Source organism: Brachybacterium phenoliresistens (genome assembly GCF_039530785.1).
GTDB lineage: Bacteria > Actinomycetota > Actinomycetes > Actinomycetales > Dermabacteraceae > Brachybacterium > Brachybacterium phenoliresistens.
Genome location: NZ_BAAAOW010000008.1, coordinates 1 through 18,546, shown reverse-complemented (window position 1 = coordinate 18,546; position 18,546 = coordinate 1). Strand labels below are relative to the sequence as shown.

The 18,546-nt window shown below is 69.6% G+C and carries 17 protein-coding genes; 7 read left to right on the top strand and 10 right to left on the bottom strand.

Features of this window, described 5'->3' with window-relative positions:
- Positions 1–9: 9 nt before the first annotated feature.
- The 6 genes from ABD234_RS19200 to ABD234_RS15070 all read right to left on the bottom strand — a co-directional run bounded on the left by ABD234_RS19200 (position 10) and on the right by ABD234_RS15070 (position 6,531).
- Entirely contained in the window at positions 10–639 is a 630-nt protein-coding gene (locus ABD234_RS19200; RefSeq protein WP_425546796.1) for a 3'-5' exonuclease family protein, read from the bottom strand.
- The gene (locus tag ABD234_RS15090; protein WP_344357912.1) at positions 636–1,439 is read right to left on the bottom strand and encodes a hypothetical protein; all 804 of its coding nucleotides are present in this window, start codon (positions 1,437–1,439) and stop codon (positions 636–638) included. The genes ABD234_RS19200 and ABD234_RS15090 overlap by 4 nt, the downstream gene beginning before the upstream one ends.
- A 352-nt stretch (positions 1,440–1,791) precedes the next feature.
- Positions 1,792–2,826, bottom strand: coding sequence for a glycoside hydrolase family 43 protein (locus ABD234_RS15085; RefSeq protein ID WP_344357909.1), 1,035 nt, complete (start codon positions 2,824–2,826; stop codon positions 1,792–1,794).
- Between the two features lie 45 nt (positions 2,827–2,871).
- Complete coding sequence (locus ABD234_RS15080) at positions 2,872–4,503, bottom strand: extracellular solute-binding protein (protein ID WP_344357907.1); 1,632 nt, start codon at positions 4,501–4,503, stop codon at positions 2,872–2,874.
- Positions 4,504–4,621: 118 nt separating this feature from the next.
- Positions 4,622–5,557, bottom strand: coding sequence for a carbohydrate ABC transporter permease (locus ABD234_RS15075; protein WP_344357905.1), 936 nt, complete (start codon positions 5,555–5,557; stop codon positions 4,622–4,624).
- A complete protein-coding gene (locus ABD234_RS15070; RefSeq protein WP_344357903.1) occupies positions 5,554–6,531 on the bottom strand; it encodes an ABC transporter permease in 978 nt (325 codons plus the stop codon). Before ABD234_RS15070 ends, ABD234_RS15075 begins: the two co-directional genes overlap by 4 nt.
- A gap of 271 nt (positions 6,532–6,802) precedes the next feature.
- On the opposite strand from ABD234_RS15070, the gene ABD234_RS15065 reads away from it, so the two are divergent.
- The gene (locus ABD234_RS15065) at positions 6,803–9,028 is read left to right on the top strand and encodes a HelD family protein (RefSeq protein ID WP_344357900.1); all 2,226 of its coding nucleotides are present in this window, start codon (positions 6,803–6,805) and stop codon (positions 9,026–9,028) included.
- 47 nt (positions 9,029–9,075) lie between these two features.
- Here ABD234_RS15065 and ABD234_RS15060 read toward each other — a convergent pair whose 3' ends face one another.
- The 3 genes from ABD234_RS15060 to ABD234_RS15050 all read right to left on the bottom strand — a co-directional run bounded on the left by ABD234_RS15060 (position 9,076) and on the right by ABD234_RS15050 (position 12,638).
- Positions 9,076–9,942 carry a DUF1266 domain-containing protein gene (locus ABD234_RS15060; protein WP_344357897.1) on the bottom strand — a complete coding sequence of 289 codons (867 nt, stop codon included), beginning with the start codon at positions 9,940–9,942 and terminating at the stop codon, positions 9,076–9,078.
- Positions 9,943–10,099: 157 nt separating this feature from the next.
- Positions 10,100–11,485 carry a BNR-4 repeat-containing protein gene (locus ABD234_RS15055; RefSeq protein ID WP_344357894.1) on the bottom strand — a complete coding sequence of 462 codons (1,386 nt, stop codon included), beginning with the start codon at positions 11,483–11,485 and terminating at the stop codon, positions 10,100–10,102.
- Between the two features lie 67 nt (positions 11,486–11,552).
- The gene (locus tag ABD234_RS15050) at positions 11,553–12,638 is read right to left on the bottom strand and encodes a zinc-binding dehydrogenase (protein WP_344357891.1); all 1,086 of its coding nucleotides are present in this window, start codon (positions 12,636–12,638) and stop codon (positions 11,553–11,555) included.
- Between the two features lie 290 nt (positions 12,639–12,928).
- On the opposite strand from ABD234_RS15050, the gene ABD234_RS15045 reads away from it, so the two are divergent.
- A complete protein-coding gene (locus ABD234_RS15045; RefSeq protein ID WP_344357889.1) occupies positions 12,929–13,171 on the top strand; it encodes a YciI family protein in 243 nt (80 codons plus the stop codon).
- Positions 13,172–13,190: 19 nt separating this feature from the next.
- On the opposite strand, the gene ABD234_RS15040 is transcribed toward ABD234_RS15045, so the two are convergent.
- A complete protein-coding gene (locus tag ABD234_RS15040; protein ID WP_344357886.1) occupies positions 13,191–14,147 on the bottom strand; it encodes a sugar-binding transcriptional regulator in 957 nt (318 codons plus the stop codon).
- Positions 14,148–14,442: 295 nt separating this feature from the next.
- On the opposite strand from ABD234_RS15040, the gene srlA reads away from it, so the two are divergent.
- From srlA to ABD234_RS15015, 5 genes are read left to right on the top strand one after another with little or no spacing between them, the layout of a single operon-like run.
- On the top strand, positions 14,443–15,033 hold the full coding sequence (gene srlA / locus ABD234_RS15035; RefSeq protein ID WP_344357884.1) for a PTS glucitol/sorbitol transporter subunit IIC: 591 nt from the start codon (positions 14,443–14,445) through the stop codon (positions 15,031–15,033).
- Positions 15,030–16,103 (top strand): PTS glucitol/sorbitol transporter subunit IIB, encoded by a 1,074-nt coding sequence (srlE, locus tag ABD234_RS15030; protein WP_344357882.1) that lies wholly within the window; start codon positions 15,030–15,032, stop codon positions 16,101–16,103. Before srlA ends, srlE begins: the two co-directional genes overlap by 4 nt.
- A gap of 35 nt (positions 16,104–16,138) precedes the next feature.
- On the top strand, positions 16,139–16,504 hold the full coding sequence (locus ABD234_RS15025) for a PTS glucitol/sorbitol transporter subunit IIA (RefSeq protein ID WP_344357879.1): 366 nt from the start codon (positions 16,139–16,141) through the stop codon (positions 16,502–16,504).
- A gap of 13 nt (positions 16,505–16,517) precedes the next feature.
- Positions 16,518–16,934 (top strand): transcriptional regulator GutM, encoded by a 417-nt coding sequence (locus ABD234_RS15020; RefSeq protein ID WP_344357876.1) that lies wholly within the window; start codon positions 16,518–16,520, stop codon positions 16,932–16,934.
- A 47-nt stretch (positions 16,935–16,981) separates the two neighbouring features.
- Positions 16,982–18,295, top strand: coding sequence for an NAD(P)H-dependent oxidoreductase (locus ABD234_RS15015; RefSeq protein WP_344357874.1), 1,314 nt, complete (start codon positions 16,982–16,984; stop codon positions 18,293–18,295).
- The last annotated feature ends 251 nt before the right edge of the window (positions 18,296–18,546 follow it).

Sequence of the window (18,546 nt, the reverse complement as noted above, 5' to 3'; positions counted from 1 at the left end):
TAAATAGATTCAGTAGGAGAATACATCGCCACAGCCTCGAAGGTCGGTGGAGAAGCGAGTCGGAATGTACGCGAAGGAGTCCCGAACCGTAGCTTCTAAATGCCGTCTATCTGCGCTCGCAAGCAGGCCGTCTAGCAACGGTGCGAGGTAGGCTACATCCTCGATTGCATACTCGAGCTGCCTCGCTGAAAGCCTACTTGTGGACCAATCACTTGTTTGCACATCCTTGCTAATGCGCACGCCCAAGAAGCGATCCAGTAAGGATTGGAGCGAATGTCGCTGTCGCGGTAAGTCAGGGTAAATAACCTTCGCCGCCAGCTTAGTGCAAGACGTGTTGGCGGGAACGAAGTCATCGATTTGAGTCATGAACCTAAGATCAAAAAGCGCGTGATGGAAAATCTTTTCGGCCTCAGGGCTCCGCAGTAGAGTCATAAGGTTCGGCGCGCGCTCGCCCGCGTTCACTCTAACAATTGAACATTCATTGACCTCGGGGATGTAAAGCTGGACAGTTTCCAGCCTATCGTTCCGCCAATCCAGACCTGTGGTCTCGCAATCGATCGCAACCCTCCCGACGCTCGTCGCCTGCTGCGCAAAAGCAGAACTGATATCCGTTTCGCGGAGGTCTAGCTTCCCAATCACACGTTCACCCCATCCTTAGAGTCGGAATTTTGGGCTGAACGCAGAGAATCTAGTTCTTTCTTGAAAAATCTCCCCATCGAACCTTGAAGATCGAAGGTCATGACAGGAAATGCTTCATGCTTGCCTCCCCGGCCGTAGAGGGTAACAAGAATCATGTCATCAAACCGGTAGAGAGCGAAGTCCAACGGACGCTTGTACCGAATAATATCGGGTTCAACCACAGTATCCCGCGCCGCTTGCTTTATCCTAAGCTCCGTCAGCGAAGAACTTTGCTCTATCTGCTCCGCCTCCCGGGACGGGAACCTTGAAACCATTTGCGCAACAGTTTCGGAGTCCGTTCGATCTGCTATGAAGCATGTAAAACTGTTTCCCGGCGAGGCGAGGAATCCCCTGAAAGCGTTCTCGTGTGAAGTAAACCAAGTGCCGCTGTACGCGATTGCCACCTCGATCGTGGATGCAGATTCAATCGTGCGATCCCAATCGATTATGGTCTGCCAATCGCCACCAACACCGAGCAGGCCCGAGGACCTGATGTCCTGCTTGAGATTGTATCGGCGGTCAAGTTCGTCCGCGAAAGCACGGCGCGACGCCAACTCCCAGCCGAGTGAAATCAATCCCGTCGTGAGCAGTGCCCCCGAAATGGGCGATAGGATTCTAGACCAAACGCCGTCCGGCTCTAGCCATAGCCCGATGGCAACGAAAGCGAGCACCCCAATACCAGTGAGAGCTATTCCTATTATCCAAGTAATAGCATTCGTTCTCATTTTCTGAAAAGCTGATGCTATGTCGTGCTTCTTCACGGCCGGCACGCCTCTCTCTCTTGTTTGGGCAGGAGCTCGATCTTTCACGCACAACTACCACGAGACTGTAGTGGCAACTACGGCCGAATAGGAGCATCCGGCCGTGCTCGCGTCGCAGGCGCAGAGGGCGAGCCCGCGATGACCCACAAGGATGCAGCACGGACGGCGCCGTGCTACATCATGCGACGGCCGAGGGGATCGTGCGGTTGCTGTGCTCATGCAACGCGCACAGGAACGGCCCCTGTGCGGCTCCTACGCCTCGTCCGGAGGTGGTTCCTTTGCGCCCAGATCCGTGCACGCCGATGCCGACCATAGCTTGCGGCCGACGGCCCCCTCCTCCGGCAGTGCGCGCTCAGCGCACGGGACGCTGGGGGTTGTCGATGCTCGGCCCGTCGATGCGGACGCCGTCGTCGTCGATGCGCACCTTCGACAGCCACACCAGGCGGCCCGGGTCCTGGCCGATGTGCTCGGGGTCCCAGGCGTGGTAGACGTACCACAGGCCCGTCCTCGTGCGCACGGGCATGCCGTGCCCGGGGCCGGCGGCGACGTCGTTCGCGGCGAGGACCGGCGTGTCCGAGAGCTTGCGCCAGGGCCCGGCGACCGAGTCCGCGACCGCGACGCCCACGCCGTAGCTCTCGTTCCAGTACTCCCCGGCGGAGTAGAACAGGTAGTAGCGGCCGCGGTGGGAGATCACCGCGGGGCCCTCGATGGTGTAGATCTCCCAGGGCTGGTCGCGCTCGAGCACGCGGATCCGCTCGCCGACCAGCTCGAAGCCGTCCTCGGACAGGCGCTGGGCGTACAGATAGGAGGGCAGGCCCGCGGCGTTGCCGTCGTTCTTCCACAGCAGCCACAGCTGCCCGTCCTCGTCGCGGAAGGGCGAGGGGTCGATGGCCCCGCCCTCCTCGGCCTGGACCAGCAGCGCCGCGTCGCGGTCGTCGACGAAGGGGCCCTCCGGGTGGTCCGCGACCGCGACGCCGACGGCCTGACGGCCCGAGGCCGTGTCGCGTGCGGTGTAGTAGGCGTGGAACTGCTCGCCGTGCGCGATGACCTCCGGTGCCCAATGCCGGCCGGCGGTGCTCCACGCGGCGATGACCGGCATGGCGTTCCCGCGCTCCTCCCAGCTGATCAGGTCGCGCGAGCGGAGCACCGGCATGTGGCCCATGCTCCCCGCGGTCGAGTACAGGTAGAACCAGTCCCCCGTCGCGAGGATCCCAGGGTCCGGATGGTTGCTGGCGATGACGGGGTTGGTGAACCCGGCGCGTCCGGGGCCGGCGTGGGCGGGGCCCGCGTGGGCGGGGCCGGCACCGATGCCGGCGGCGGCCAGGACGGCGGCGCCCGTGGTGGCGCCGCGGAGGACGGCGCGTCGGGAGGTGGGTGCAGGGGACATGGATCTTCCTCTCATCGAGCCGGGCGGCGGTGCCCGGACGTGTTCTCAGGCGAGCGAATCGCCTCGATCGGCGAGCGCCTTCTCCAGCTCGTCGCGGATCCGGTCGCCGCCGTCGGCCTTCCAGGCCCTCACACCCTCCGGCCAGGCGGAGACGGGCTTGCGGCCCTGAAGGATGTCGTTGGTGAGGTCGTTGATCCGCCCGTCGATGCTGCCCCCGGTGGTGGACTTGGTCTCCGAGTACAGACCCAGGGTCGGGTCGGCGCTGCCCTGGCCGACCGCGATCTTCTGGCCGTCGTACCAGTTCTGGGTGGACCGACGGTTGCCGGGGACGTAGATCGGCCACGGCGAATCGGCGAGGTAGCGGAAGCCGAGCTGGGTCTCGCTGGCGCCGCGGTCGGTGAGCACCGGGTCCGTGCCGGAGAGCTCGTAGTGGACGCCCGCGGCGCCGTAGATCCGGAACAGGTACTCCTCGGTCCCGAACGGGGCGGCGAGGTAGTTCAGGACGTTCAGGATCGCCTCGGCCCGGTCCCCGGCGTCCTGCCGGATCGCGGAGATGCCGTAGGTGGGGTTGCCCAGCCAGGACACGGCCGTTCCCGACGATCCGTCGTAGCCGGGGGTGCGCAGCATGGCCATCGAGAAGTCCTCGCCGGAGGTCTGCTCCCGGATGAACTGCGGCCACGCGGAGAAGGTGTCGAACGTGAAGTAGCTGCGCCCGGAGCCGAACCAGTTCTTCACGTCGTTGCCCTGGGCCGCGAAGGTGTCGGGGTTCAGGACTTCGGCTTCGACGAGGCGGCGCGCCGCCTCGAGCGCCTCGACCTGCTCGTCGAGCTCGAGGTTGCGCGTCAGGGACCCGTCCTTCTCGACCCAGCCGTTGGGGATGCCGAGCATCTGGCGGATGAGGTCGAGCGGCACCGAGCCCAGCGCGAAGACGTTCTCCCTCGGGACCGTGAGCTCCTGGCACAGGGCGAGGAACTCCTCGAAGCTCGTCGGGTCCTCGGTGATGCCCTTCGCCGCGAGCAGGTCCTCCCTCTTGTACAGGAAGTTCGTGCTCATGACGCCGCGCGGGATCGGCACGCCCATGATCTTCCCGTTCAGGGCCGTCGGGCCCCAGGTCTCCGGCGGGATGTTCGCCAGGAACGGGTAGTCCGCGATGCGGTCGCCGGCGAGGTACGGGGTGAGGTCCAGCGCGGCGGCGTCCATGAACTGCGGCAGCTGGGGCATCCCGCCGTCCACGCAGAACACCTCGGGCAGCACGTCCCCGGCGACGGTGGTGGCGAACTTCTGCCCCCAGTCGGGCCCCGGGACGATGTTGATCTCGAGCTCGGAGCCCAGCCGGGAGTTCAGCTCCTGCCAGAAGGCGTTGCGCGAGACGTCCGGCGGAACCGGGGAGTCCGTTCGCACCAGGGTCTCGACGACCTTCCCGTCCCCGGGCGCGCCGGAGGTCGCGACCAGCGGCTCCGCGGGGTACTGGAAGTAGGCGTCCATCAGGCCGGTGGCCGGATCGCCGGGCAGGTCGGGCTCGAGCCCTGGGAACGGGATGTGCCGCGGCATCTCGACGGGGGCGTTGACGAACTCGGCCGGGGCACCGCCCCGTCCCTCGTTGCTGCAGGCCGCGAGGACGGCGGCGGCGCCGGCAGCGCCGGCGGCGAGCACGGTTCGGCGGGCGGGGCGGGGCATCACGGGACCTCCACGGGGGCAGGGGGCGCGCAGGGGGCGCTGCGGGCGGGGCACGGTGCGGGACAGGCGGGGCACCGTGCGGGGCGGGGAGCTCGCCGGGGTGCGGCACCGGTCGCGCTCATCCCTTCACCGCCCCGGTCAGGACGCCCTTGGCGAAGTGCCGCTGCAGGAACGGGTAGACGATGACGATCGGGATGATGGAGATGACGAGGATCGCCATCTGGATCGTGGTCTGCTGCGGGGCGTGCTCGACCACGGTCCCCATCTCGGAGGCGCCCATCTCGGTGCCGTTGACGACGTAGGTGCGCAGCACCATCTGGAGGGGCCACTTCGCCGCATCGTTGATGTAGAGCAGCGCGTTGAAGAAGGCGTTCCAGTAGCCGACGCCGTAGAACAGGCCCACCACGGCCAGCACGGCGCGGGACAGCGGCAGCGCGATCCGGCGGAAGATCTGCCATTCGGTGGCGCCGTCGATGCGGGCGGCGTCGATGAGCTCCTCGGGGAGGTTCGCGAAGAACGCGCGCACCACGATGACGTTGAAGGCGCTCACGGCGGTGGGGATGATCAGCGCCCAGAGGCTGTCGATCAGCCCGAACTGGCGCACCACGAGGTAGGTGGGGATCATGCCCGGGGAGAACAGCAGGCTGACCAGGACCAGCAGCAGCATCGCCCGGTTGCCGACGGTGCCGCGGCGCGAGAGCGCCCACGCGAGCATCGCGGTGAGCACGAGGCTCAGGGCGGTGCCGACGCCGGTGACGAGGATGCTGATCAGCAGGGCACGGGAGACGACGCCGCCGGAGAGGATCGAGCGGTAGGCGGTGAGGTCGATCTCCCGCGGCAGCAGCACGAAGCCGCCGGCGTTCGTGACCTGGTCGGCCGGGGCCACGCTGGTGGACACGATCCCGAGGAAGGGGATGATGACCAGCGCGCAGGCGACGGTGAGGACGATGGCCTTGAAGGCCTTCTCGAGGGGGCCGGCGGTGTCGGAGAGCCTCCCGCGGGGGCGGGGGCGGGCCGATGCGGGACGGTTCTGCGTGTGCGTCGAGGCGGTCATGCCTTGTACACCCCCTGCTCGCCGAAGGCGTGCGCGATCTTGTTGGCGGTCAGCACGAGGATCAGGCCGACGACGCTCTTGGCGAGGCCGACGGCGGCGGCCGTGCCCCACTGGCCTCCGGCGATGCCCTCGTTGTAGACGTAGGTGTCCAGCACCTCGCTGGCGTCCACGCCGACGGCGGCCTGCTGCAGGATGATCTGCTCGAAGCCGACCGTGAGCGAGCTGCCCAGCTGGAGGATGAACAGCAGGATGATGATCGGTCGCATGCCCGGCAGCGTCACGTGGAGCATCTGCCGGAAGCGGCTCGCGCCGTCGACGGAGGCCGCCTCGTACAGGGCCTTGTCGATGCCGGCGAGCACGGCGAGGAAGAGGATCGTCGCCCAGCCGGTGTCCTTCCAGATCACCTGGCTGGTGAGCAGGGCGCGGAAGAGCTCCGCATTGCCGATGATGTCCAGCGTCGCCATGCCGTGCGAGCGCAGGAAGCTGTTGACCAGGCCGGACCCGCCCAGCATCTGCTGGAACACCGCCACCACGATCACCCAGGACAGGAAGTGGGGCAGGTAGAGGATCGACTGCACGATCTGGCGCATCCGGTTCGACATGAGGCTGTTGAGGATGAGCGCCAGGACGATCGGCAGCGGGAAGACCAGCACCGCCTGGATGAGCGTGAGGATCAGCGTGTTCCTCAGCGCGTTGAGGAACGCCGGGTCGTTGCTGATCAGGATCGAGAAGTTGCGGAACCCGCTCCAGAGGCTCTCGTCGATGCCCAGGTAGGGCTGGAAGTCCTGGAAGGCGATGACGTTGCCCAGCAGCGGGTAGTACTGGAAGGCGATGAGCACCAGCATGCCGGGCAGCGCGAACAGCAGCACCGTCCGGTCTCGGAGGATCCGCACCAGCAGCGGGGCCTGCCGGCGGGGTCCGGGTGGCGCGGAGGCCCTGCGGGTCTCGGGCGCGGTGTCTTCGATGACAGCCATGGGAGGAGGGTCCTCATTCGGAGTGGGGGGACGCAGGGAAATTGTCGACGTGAGAATTCGGGAGGCGAACACGCTGCGCCGTGTCCGTGCAGTCCAGGCAGCGATGCCGAACACAGGAATTCCTACGTGAGAATCCTGCCGCCCCGGGCGTGTTGCCGCCAGTTGCCATGGCCGGCGAGCCGAGGTCGAGGACACGAGAAGCCCCCGGACGTCAACGTTGCACCCCCGCGCCGCGAGCCCCATAGTGGGCGAGGATCGAGAGGCGGGGTGCGTGGACGAGCGGACGAGCACAGCAGGTCAGCGGCGGGCGATGGAGGGAGCAGGACGGGCGCCGGCCGGGCCCGGGGACGCGCAGCCGACGCCGCCTGCGCCGGGCGGCGACCTGGAGCGGCGCGAGCAGGCCTCGCTCGAGCAGCGCGCCCTCGACGTGCTGTTCGCGCACCTGGACACGGACCTCGCGGCCCGGACGGCGGCGCGCGACCGGCTCCTGGCGACCCCGGCGGACGGCCCGGCGGAGGCCTATGCCCGGGATCTCGAGTTCCATCGGCTCGAGAGCCGGATCCGGCAGCTGCGCGCGGCGGAGCATTCGCTGTGCTTCGGGCGCCTGGACCGGGCCGAGGACGGCGGGAGCCTGCGCATCGGCCGGATGGGCATGCGCGCCGAGACCGGCGAGGTGCTGCTGGTGGACTGGCGCGCGGACGCCGCCCGGCCGTTCTACGCCGCGACGATGGCGAGCCCGATGGGCCTGCGCCGGCGCCGCCATCTGCGGATCCGCGACCGTCGCGTGGTCGACGTCAGCGATGAGCTGTTGGACGGCGGGCCGCCGCGCCCCGGCGACCTCGTCGGCGACGGTCCGCTCGTGGCGGCGCTGGGCGGGGCGCGCACGGGCCGCATGCGCGAGGCGGCCTCGACCCTGCAGGCGGAGCAGGACGAGATCGTCCGCTCCGAGCACCGCGGGGTGATGGTGGTCGACGGCGGCCCCGGCACGGGCAAGACGATCGTCGCCCTGCATCGCGCCGCCTTCGTGCTGTACGCGTGGCCGCACCTCGCCGGCCGGGGCGTGCTGGTGCACGGCCCGAACCGGCGCTTCCTCGCCTACATCTCCGACGTGCTGCCCTCCCTCGGGGAGGAGGACGTGCAGCTGGCGACGCTGCCGGATCTCGTGGGGATCGAGGCGCCCCGGTCCGAGCCGGACCGTCTCGCCCGCCTGAAGGGCCGGGCCGAGCTGGCCGCGGTGCTCGCCCGGCAGGTGCGCGAGCGTCGGCCGCACGGGGTCCCCCTGGCCCTGAGCACGGCGCACGACGCCGTGGTCCTCGAGCCCGCGGTCGTCGATGCCGCGCGCCGCCACGCGCTCCAGGGAGGACGGGGGCACAATGCCGCCCGAGCGCTGTTCCTCGACGCCGTCGTCGACGACCTCGTCGCCGCGCTGGAGGACCGCGCCCTCGCGGAGGAGGCCGCCTTCGAGAGCGAGCTCGAGGCGCAGCTCGGGATCGATCTGGACCGGATCACCGGGAAGGACCTCGCCCGGATGGGCCCGGTCGATGCGCACGGCGGTGCCGACGACGCCGCGACGGACTGGGACCGGATCCGCGAGGAGCTGCGCGGGGACCCGGCCCTCGACCGCGCGATCGAGGGCGTCTGGCCGCGCCTGGACGCGGCGGACGTGGTCCGGGCCGCCCTGGCGGACGGCGCGGCGCTGGCCGCGGCGCTCCCGGACGCCCCCGCGGAGGACATCGCCCGCCTCGTCGAGGGCGCCGACGCCCCATGGACCGCGGCGGATCTCGCGCTCCTGGACGAGGCGCGGGCGCTCGTGGACGGGCCGCCCGCGACGGTCTTCGGGCACGTCGTGGTGGACGAGGCCCAGCAGATCTCGGCCATGCACTGGCGGGCGCTGATGCGCCGCTGCCCGGAGCGGTCGATGACCGTAGTCGGCGATCTCGCGCAGGCGGGGCCCGCCACGAGCATCCGCAGCTGGCAGGAGGCGCTCTCCCCGTTCGTGGAGGATCGATTCCTGCATCGGACGCTCACCGTCAACTACCGCACCACGGCGGAGATCCTCGAGGCGACGCGCCCCCTCCTGGCCCGGATCGCCCCGCAGCAGCGGATCTCCCGGTCGCTGCGCCACGGCGAGGAGCCCCGCATCGCACCGTGCGGGCCCGGGGACCGGCTGCCGGCGCTGCGCTCCCTGATCGCGGAGGCCAGGGCCGCGCGCCCGGCCGAGCTGATCGGCGTCGTCGCGACGGCCGATGCGGCACCGGAGCTGGAGGCCGCGCTCGGCGCGGACGGCGTCGCGGTGATCGGCGCCCCCGAGGCACGAGGGCTGGAGTTCGACACGGTGATCATCGTCGACCCCGACGCGATCGCGGCGGCCGGCGAGGCCGGGCCCCGGGATCTGTACGTCGCGCAGACCCGGGCGACGCAGCGCCTGATCTCCCTTGTCCCGCAGCCGGCCGTGCCCGCGGGGCAGGTCGAGGGAGCGACGGCCCCGTCCGCCTGACGTCGGCCCTGGCCGGCTGACCGGCGGTGCCGGGGGTCGTCTGCGGGTCAGGGGCGCCGGTCGCCCTCGGCGTCCTCGTCGTCCTCGTGCGGGTGCAGGTCGCGCGCGAATCCCTCGGCCATGGCCGGCGGCAGCGGGCGGCCGCTCGGGGACGGCCAGGGGCCCAGCACGGTCGGCCACTCCCCCGCCAGGTACTCGGCATCCAGGCGCTTGCGCTCGCGCACCTCGGCACGCCGCTCGGGCCCGGCCCGCAGGGCGAATCCCAGCTGGCAGTTCTCCAGGAGCTCCTGCTCGGTGGGGAACAGGGCGACGATGTGGTCGGTGATCTCCTCGAGCAGGTCGATCGCCGTCTCCCGGTCGAGGTAGCCGGCGCTCTCGGACTGCCGGACGATGACCGCGGTGCGCACCAGGTCCCAGCCCCACAGCAGCTGCGGCGGGCGGCCTTCGTGCGCGCTGCCGATCTCCAGCAGGCGGGTGGTGGGCATGTCGGCGAGCGCGGCCAGCGAGTCCAGGGCGTCCGGGTCCCCGTGGTGGATGGCCATGGCGAAGCCGTGGGAATGCACGCCCACGTTCAGATATTCGGAGAGCGTGGCACGGGCATGCTGGGCGTGGAGGATCCCCCAGTCCGAGGCGAGCCCGTCGCGGTTCTCCTCCGCCGACATCAGCGGCAGGGTGCGGAAGGACCGCGCCTGCCGCGGCGTCATCCCCTCCGAGCTGGGATGCACCTCGAGGGTCAGCGGCCAGATGCTCTTGAGGTGCGACCAGCCGGCGCTCGTGCGCAGCGCCCGGCGCAGCCGCTCGTCCGGGGCCTCCAGACCGCGCAGCGCGTAGTAGCGGCGCTGCTCGCGCAGGGGCCTGCGCAGCGCGGAGAGGTACAGGCTCACCGCGAGGGCCAGGCAGCCGGCCGCGAACACGCCGCCGATGATCCAGAACCCGATCTGCCCGCGCGCCGCAGGCCCCCCGGAGACCGGCGCCCTGCGGTGGACGTGGACGCGGGGCGGGCCGGAGACTTCCGTCCCCGGGGCGTCGCGCGGTTCCCGTGGCGAGCAGCAGCGCGGGCCCCCGGCGGGCTCAGGCGCGGGGCGCCACTCTCAGCACGATCTCGGTGTCGTAGTCGGTATAGGTGCGGAACTCGCCGCGCAGCCAGGCGACGATCGACCGCTGCGGGTCGCCGGGGACGGCGATGGGGCGGAGGTTCATCGCCTCCGCCTCGACGGCAAGGGGCCGCCAGTCCCAGGTCAGCCCGTCATCCCGGGTGCGGCCATGGAACACGCCGTGCCGTGCCAGGGCAGAGCCGTCCCGCGGGTCGATCGGGGTGGAGAGGTACAGCGCGGACAGGTCGTCCGGGTCGATCGAGACCAGCCCGGTGTAGTCCTGCTCCGCGTAGTACAGCTCGGGCCCGGCCTCCGCCAGCGGACGGACGACCCACTCGGCGGCCCCCGGCGCGAGCACGCCGCGCAGGAAGCGGTGGGCGGTCAGGTCCTCGCCGCGCTCCCGGTAGTCCCGTCCGTAAGGGTCGTCGACGCGGGCGGAGAAGATCCCCACCACCGTGCCGTCCTCGCCGCGGCGCAGGTCGATCGTCCAGCAGTGCGTGAGCACGGCCCCCTCGTCGACCGCGCCGTGGGCGAGGACCTGCGTGAGGCCCTCCACCGCGGGGGTCGCCTCGGCGAGTCGCCGCCCCAGAGGGCCGACGACGGTCCCGTCGGTGCGGTGCAGCTGCCCGCCCGAGAGGTAGCCGTGCCAGATCGAGGTGGGGTGGACCCGGGGATGGCGCTCGGTGACGATGAGGTCGATCCTGTCGTCCTGGCCGAAGCGGTTCCCGGAGGCGTAGCGGACGTAGCTCTGGGCGATCGTGTCGCGGGTCAGCAGCCGACCGCCGAACTCCCAGCTCTCCCCGTCGTCGTGGGAGACGAGGACGCAGGGGTCCAGGTTGATGGATCGTACGAAGCAGTGCAGGACCCCGTCGAGCTCGTGGATGTTCTGGTAGGTCGCGCCGGTGCGGTTCGCGGCAGCGACCTCGGCATCGGCCGGGTGCGTGAGGTCCGTCGACCAGTCGAAGACGCGCTCCGGGCCCCAGACGGTCGGGTCCTCGGGTTCGCTGATCCGCCAGCGGGTGAGGGTGTCCGCCCCGTGCTTCGTGTAGACGGCCACCCATCTGCCGTCGGAGCGCTTCCACAGGGCGGGAACGTCATGGTCGTCGCTCTCCAGCCCCGCGTGCAGCGTGACGGTCCGCGCGGTCCCGGCCCCCAGGTCGACGACGCTCACGTTCACGTCGCCGCCGCGCCGCGCGCCCTCGGCCCCTCCGGAGGAGGCGACGCTCCCCAGCAGGACGATGCCTTGTGCGGCATCGGCCGCGGCGCGTTCATCCTGGTACCAGCACCACCCGCCGTTGTCGTCGACGGAGAGGACCCGGACATCGTCGGACGGAGGGGCGTCGCTGCGCTGCGAAGTGCTCACGACCAGAGCGTGCCATATCGGGAAAGCGATCGCCACGGGGATCGCTGGCACGTCGTCATGACCGGCGTCATGCGTCGTGGTCCACGCGGAAGACCACGCGGCCGGAGCCTCTCGGTGCGCCCGACCCGATCCATCGGGCCAGCTCCGTCCATGGCCGGCTGTCGATCGGCCCGATGTCCAGGCCGGCTGCGGCGAGGTACTGCATCTCGTCGCCCAGGTCCGGCTCGGTGGCGAGGAAGAAGCTGGTGATGGAGCGGTCCGCGGTGGCGAGGTCCGCCACGAATGCCCCGTAGGGGAAGCGCTCGTCGTCTCCTGCGGCATGACCGAGCGCGATGACGGTGCCGCCCGCCTCGAGGAGCGCGTACGCGTCGACGAGGTGCTGCCCTCCTATCAGGTCGATCGCTCCATGCACCCGGGAGGAGATCGATGCAGGACTCGTGTGGGTCTCGTGCGCGCCGAGGCGCCTGATCTCGCGGTGCCGGCTCTCGTCCCGGGCGACGGCGACCACCTGGGCGCCCGACCTCGCGGCGATCTGGACGGCAGCCCTGCCCACGGCGCTGCTCGCGCCGACGACGAGGACGCGCCGCCCCAGCACCGAGCCGAGCCTGCGGACCGCGCGCAGCGCACTGGTGGCCGGGACCGGCAGCGTGGCGAGCTCCTCCCACGAGACGCCGGCGGGCGCCGTGCCGAGGAACTGGCGCGACACCGCGCGCTTCTGCGCCCACCCTCCCGTGAGCCCGAGGAACAGGACGCGGTCCCCCGCCCGGGGCCCGGTTCCGTCGGCAGCGGGCTCCAGCACGACTCCGCTGCCGTCCCATCCGGGGACGGCGCCGGCCGGCGCACCGGGGAGCGCTGCGAGGTCGCCGGGGTTCGGGGCGAACGCCTCCACGCGCACGATGACCTCATGCGCCTGCGGGACGGGATCGGGGACCTCGCTCAGTGCGAGTCCGCTCGGTTCGTCGGGGGTGGTCGTCCATGCCAGCATGACCCCGGCGAGGATCATCGGCCGCTGGGCCCGGGAATGCGCGGCGCGCCACGCCTCGTCGCTCACCATGGTGCTGCGAAGGCGGATCCCGACGAGCGCGTTCCTCCCGATCCGGCCCGAAGCCGTCGCTCGGGCCGCCCAGTTCAGCAGGACACCGGCGGCCACCATGACCACCAGAAGTACCGCCCGTCCGAGCAGCTATCCGTCCATGCCGGCGGCCCGTCAGCAATCTCAGCCGCTCGGGGCGGTCAGGAACGGGCTCGAACTGCTCACGACCCGAGCGTGCCATATCGGGAAGGTGATCGCCACGGAGCTCGCCCTCGACGGCGCGCAGGTCCGAGCGAGGCATGCCCCCGGAACACGAACGTGCCCGGCAGTCCCATGACCTCCGAGGACATGGCGTCGAGCTCTGCGTGGGCCGCCCTGGTGCATACCTCCGGGCGGGGCGCGTCGGTTCGATGTCCCCGGACCCACGGTTCGCGCATCCCATCGCGTTCTGGCGCTCGCTGTACGAGAGAGGCTGGCTGGTCGCGGCCGAATCCATCACAAGCGACGACGGCGAGGGCATGACCGTCGTCCGCTACCCCGCGTCGATGGACATCGCCGATCTCGAAAGGCTCGCGCGAGCCGACGAAGCCGTCATCTCAGGGCTGCTGTCGGTCCGCGTCCGGCCCTGGCACGTCGTCATGACCGGCTCGTGAACCTCGCGAGACCTCTCGCTCACGCGGATGCGAGGACCGCCTTCGCCAAAGCGGCATCAACAACCACCGTGTCGACGACACCCGACCGCAGAACTCCACCGACTCCGGGAGCCTTCTCGGCCCCGGCGGCGACTCCAATGACATCCGGGATCTTGCGAAGGCTCTCGAAGTCCACAGCGACGATGCGGTCGGCCGACGGCGCCCCCAGAGAGTTCCCCTCTGCATCGACGAACCGCCCGCAGAGGTCCCCGACCGGCCCCTGAGCACGGAACTCGCGAGTCTCTTCAGGCGTCAGCCGCATGCCGGCCACCAGATGAGGGTTGGAGTGCAATCCGATGGATCCGATCCCCACCAGCGCCAGGTCCACCTTCGCGGCCTCATCCAGCACCCCCCGGATGCTGACTTCATCCATGAGAGCGGCATGCGCCAGGGGAGATCCGAGGACTGCAGGGGCGAACAGCGGCTCGGCGACAGCACCGATCTTCGAAGCAAGGACCCGCAGCACGCTGTCGCCGGACTCCAGCTGATCCAACGCACTGAGGCCCCCGACCAAAGGAAGCACCCGCGGAACGGGCCTGAGCGTGAGCGCGGGCAGTCGCTCGACCACGCTCTGCATCGTCTTCCCCCATGACACTCCGATGCTCGCGACGTTTCGGAGGCGCCCCGAGAGCACGTCGGCGGCAGCTCGGGATACCCGATCCAGATCCCCGGCGTGAGGACCCTTCACGACGATGGCGGCACTCATCCCGAAGCGCTCGAGCAGCGCCCCCTCGAGATCAGGGTCGCGGCGCGAAGAACCACCCGGATCGTGGATGCTGATCTCGACGATGCCGCGGTCACGGGCCTGCGCCAGGATGCGCGACACACTCGGGCGCGACAGGTGCAGCTTCTCCGCGACCGCCGCCTGAGACAGCTGCTCCTCGTAGTAGAGGCGGGCGACGAGGACGACCGTCGCGTCATCTCGTAGTGCGGGCACGGGCACTCCTTGCATCCGTAGAGGGTCCTACACACCCAGTATGCACCAATGTTCAACTCTGCGCGCAACAGTGTGCACATGGGTGGGCTTGCGGGCCCGAAAGCCCGATGGCACTATGAACGTACCAACGTGCAGACAGAGTGAACAGATGTGCAGATAGCCGCGAGTTGATCGGTAATCGCACTCAGGATCGAAGGAGATTCGCATGCAACCCCTCAGCCCAGCGACCGGTGGCGGAGGCGCCTGGATCCTCGCGGAACCGGCAGCACCCGCGGTCGGCGCAGACAACCCCGTGATGAAGGCGATCACGTGGTTCGCCGAGCACTTCATCGGGCTGTTCAATGCCTCGGCGTCGAGCTTCATGGATCTCGTCACCGGTGTCCTGCCGCTGCTGATCGTGCTGCTCACCGCGATGTACGCGGCGACGACGTGGATCGGCGAGGAGCGCGTGACCGGGGCCGTGCAGTGGTCCGGGAAGTACGCCCTCACGCGCTACACCCTGATGCCCGTGCTCGCGATCATCATGCTGACCAACCCCATGGCCTACACCTTCGGCCGCTTCCTGCCCGAACGGCACAAGCCCGCCTACTACGATGCGACCGCGTCGTTCCTCCACCCGGTCACGAGCTTCTTCCCCCACGCCAACGCTGGAGAGATCTTCGTGTGGACCGGCGTGAGCGCCGGTGTGCTCGCGGTGAACCCGGAGGCCTACACGAAGCTGGCCGTCATGTACTTCCTCGTCGGCCTGGTCGTGATCCTGATCCGGGGCTTGGTCACCCAGTGGATCACCGCGCTGCTGATCCGTCGCGATCCCGAGCACCGGAAGTCCTTCGCGGCCTTCGACGCGGACTACGCGGCCGGCCACCTCCAGGCAGGTGCGGCATGAGCGAACAGACCTATAGCACCGTCAACGTCACCAAGGGACGCGGCGGGTGGGGAGGCGATCTCAGCCTGACCCCCACCGCAGAGAAGAACGTCGTTCTCTCGGTGACCAGCGGAGGAATCCACCCCGTGGCAGCTCGCATCGCCGAGCTCACCGGCGGAACCGCTGTGGACGGCTTCACCAACCACGTCGAGGACGCCAAGGTCATGTGCGCCGTGATCAACTGCGGCGGCACCGCCCGCATCGGCGTCTACCCCAAGAAGCGCATCCCCACCGTCGACGTCTACCCTGGCGAGCCCGGGGGGCCGCTCGCGCAGTTCATCACCGAAGACATCTTCGTCTCGGCTGTGGCCCTCACCAACGTGACCCCGGTGGACGGCACCCACACGACCGAGCCCGTCACGTCCGAGGAACCTGCGGAAGCAGCAGACCCGGCTGTGGCGGAGACGGCCACGGACACCCCGTCCGGATCCCTTCCGAGCAAGCAGGAGCGGATGGCACAGACCGGAGCCGCGATGGCATCTGGTTCTGGCCTGCTCGCACGGTTCTCCGGAGTCGTGGTCGGCTTCGGCAGCGTCATCGGCCACATCATCAACACCCTGCTGTCCTCCGGCCGGCAGGCCATCCAGCTCTGCATCTCCACGATCATCCCGTTCATGGCGTACGTGTCGCTGCTCATCGGCATCGTCACCTACACCGGGATCTCCGAGGCGATCGCGTGGGGCGTCACCCCGCTGGTGCAGAACCCGCTCGGCCTTGTGCTGCTCGGCCTCATCACGGCCATCCCGATCCTCTCGCCGATCCTCGGCCCCGGCGCCGCGATCGCACAGGTCGTCGGCGTGCTGATGGGCACGCAGATCGGCCAGGGCAACCTGCCCGTGCAGTACGCGCTCCCCACCTTGTTCGCCATCAACGGTCAGGTGGGCTGCGACTTCGTGCCGGTGGGCCTCTCTCTGGCCGAGGCCAAGGCGGAGACCGTCTCGATCGGCGTGCCCGCGATCCTCTTCTCCCGCCTGATCACCTCACCGGTGGCCGTGCTCATCGCCTACTTCGCCGGCTTCCTCGTTCACTGAGCAACGACGCCACCGCCCCGAAAGGACCCCCTGTCATGTCTGATCTCTACACCTCCACGGTCACCAGCATCGGCGCCGATGCCCCGTCCATGTTCGAAGCCGGCGTGGTCATCCTCTTCGCCGAGCCCGTCCCGCCCGCTCTGGCCGACGTCAGCGTCGTGCACAGCCCCAGCGGCGAACTCGCCCGCGACATCCAGGCCGGGGACACGATCTCCATCGGCGTCGCCGAGTACACCGTCGTGCGCCTGGGAGACGTGGCCTCGAACAATCTCCGAGAGCTGGGGCACGTGGTCCTGTACGTCGATGCCGGCGACCAGAAGCTGCTTCCCGGCGCGATCCACGTCGACGGGCCCTCGCCGGCCCCGCAGTCCGGCGCCCGCATCACCGTCCGCGGCGCCTGACAAGGGGAGCATCATGGATTCCTTCGGCTTCGTCGCCATCCTCATCGGCGCGAGCCTGCTGTCCTTCCTGTTCAGCTGGATGCAGCACCGTGCGTACTCACGCACCGTCCGCGACGTCGCCCAGGCCAACGATCACCCCGGCGTCATCGTGGCCTCCGGCCGCGGCAAGGGCATGCTGCGGGGGTGCGTCGTCGTCCTCGCCGTCGACGCCGCGAACCGCCGTGTGCTCGACGCCCGGTCCATGACCGGATCCACGGTGCTCGCCCGTTTCCACAGCACCCCCGTACTGCTGGGGCCGCTGCGCTCGGCGCCCGAGCGCGCCGTCTCCCGCTGGATGACCGAAGCTGTTCAGCACGCAGCCCAGCAGTGCCACGACACGCGTCGCACGCGCGCAGCCGGTCGCCATCAGCCGGTGCGCATCGCCGCCTGACTCCCGCAGAACCTCTGCCAGCCCCACCTCTCGAAAGGCTCACGACCATGAACAACAGCACTCGACTTCTCGAGCGCGCCGCCCGCCTGGGCCGGCCCGTCCGCGTCGCGCTCCTCGGCGCCGGCCAGATGGGCCGCGGTCTCGTCGCCCAGATCCACCGCGCGCCCGGCATGGAGATCGTGGCCGTCGCTGACCTCGACGTCGACCGCGCCGAGCAGGCCCTGCGCGCGGCCGGGCGTGACGACGTCGTCCGCGCCGACTCCCTCGACGCAGCCGCGGCCGCCATCAAGGACGGCCGCTCGACGGTGCTCTCCGAGGGCCTGCGCCTGGCAGAGCTCCCCGTCGACATCGTCATGGAGGTCTCCGGCATCCCCGACGTCGCCGCGCAGGTCGCCATGTCCTGCCTGCTCGCCGGCAAGGATGTCGCCCTCATGACCGTCGAGGCGGACGTCACCGTCGGCCTGCTGCTGGGCCAGATCGCCCAGGCCGGGAATGCTGTCTACGCGATCTGCCGCGGAGATGAGCCCGCCGAGTGCCTCAAGCTCGTCGAGTACGCCGAGGACCTCGGCCTCGAGGTCGTCGTCGCGGGCAAGGGCAAGAACAATCCCATGCGCCCCACCGACACCCCGGCAGACGTCACGGAAGAGGCGGCACACAAGGGGATGAACCCCAAGATGCTGTGCTCCTTCACCGACGGCACGAAGACCCAGATCGAGATGGCTGCCCTGGCCAACGCCACCGGGTACCGTATCGAGACCTCTGGCATGCACGGCGCGGCCGTGGACCTCCCCGACCTCGCTAAGGTCCTGCGCCCCAAGAGCGAGGGCGGGATCCTTGAGGGCGACAAGCCCGTCGTGGAGTACGTGACCGGCGACGTCGCCCCCGGCGTGTTCGTCATCGCCCGCAGCGACAACGAGGTCGTCACCGAGGAGCTGCACTACCTGCGCCTGCCCGGGGAGGGGAACCACTTCCAGATCTACCGGCCTTACCACCTGGCCTCCGTCGAAGCCGTCCTCACGATCGGCGAAGCCGTCCTGGACCGCCAGTCCTCGTTCCGCTCGACGACGTGGAGCGCCGACGTCATCGCCACGGCGAAGTCGGACCTCGCTGGCGAGACCGTCCTCGAAGGCATCGGGGGCAACCACGTCCATGGCACCGCCTACGACGCCGACGACGCTCGCTCGGCGAACTTGCTGCCGATCGGGCTGGCCGCCGGCTCCCGCCTCGTCCGCGATGTTCCCGCTGGCCAGGCCCTCACCTACGATGATGTCGAGCTCGATGAGTCGCGACCGCTGGTCGCCATGCGGCGCCTGCAGGACGCCCTGATCGGCTCCGGCGTCCTGACCGCACACCCCGCCTGATCCACACTGCACCGCGGCGCCGTCGTCCCTTGCCATGGGCGACGGCGCCGCTTTCTGCGTCTTCCCCTGACTGCGAGTCTCTGACCGGCACCAGTCACGACGAAGCGCCCGCTCCTGCAGCGCTTGTACCGTGCTGCAGGAGCGGGCGCTTCGACCGGCTCAGTGGTGCAGCGTGAAGGAGTCCTCCAGCAGCTTCGCCCGCCCGGCCTCGAAGCGCGCCACCGGCACCCGGAACGGGGAGCAGGAGACGT

What these genes read in the sequence shown, in the direction of transcription:
- ABD234_RS15085 (WP_344357909.1), bottom strand. Translation starts at nt 2,826, where the DNA reads ATGTCCCCTGCACCCACCTCCCGACGCGCCGTCCTCCGCGGCGCCACC.
- ABD234_RS15080 (WP_344357907.1), bottom strand. Translation starts at nt 4,503, where the DNA reads ATGCCCCGCCCCGCCCGCCGAACCGTGCTCGCCGCCGGCGCTGCCGGC.
- ABD234_RS15075 (WP_344357905.1), bottom strand. Translation starts at nt 5,557, where the DNA reads ATGACCGCCTCGACGCACACGCAGAACCGTCCCGCATCGGCCCGCCCC.
- ABD234_RS15070 (WP_344357903.1), bottom strand. Translation starts at nt 6,531, where the DNA reads ATGGCTGTCATCGAAGACACCGCGCCCGAGACCCGCAGGGCCTCCGCG.
- ABD234_RS15050 (WP_344357891.1), bottom strand. Translation starts at nt 12,638, where the DNA reads ATGGTGGCCGCCGGTGTCCTGCTGAACTGGGCGGCCCGAGCGACGGCT.
- ABD234_RS15045 (WP_344357889.1), top strand. Translation starts at nt 12,929, where the DNA reads ATGTCCCCGGACCCACGGTTCGCGCATCCCATCGCGTTCTGGCGCTCG.
- srlA (WP_344357884.1), top strand. Translation starts at nt 14,443, where the DNA reads ATGAAGGCGATCACGTGGTTCGCCGAGCACTTCATCGGGCTGTTCAAT.
- srlE (WP_344357882.1), top strand. Translation starts at nt 15,030, where the DNA reads ATGAGCGAACAGACCTATAGCACCGTCAACGTCACCAAGGGACGCGGC.
- ABD234_RS15025 (WP_344357879.1), top strand. Translation starts at nt 16,139, where the DNA reads ATGTCTGATCTCTACACCTCCACGGTCACCAGCATCGGCGCCGATGCC.
- ABD234_RS15020 (WP_344357876.1), top strand. Translation starts at nt 16,518, where the DNA reads ATGGATTCCTTCGGCTTCGTCGCCATCCTCATCGGCGCGAGCCTGCTG.
- ABD234_RS15015 (WP_344357874.1), top strand. Translation starts at nt 16,982, where the DNA reads ATGAACAACAGCACTCGACTTCTCGAGCGCGCCGCCCGCCTGGGCCGG.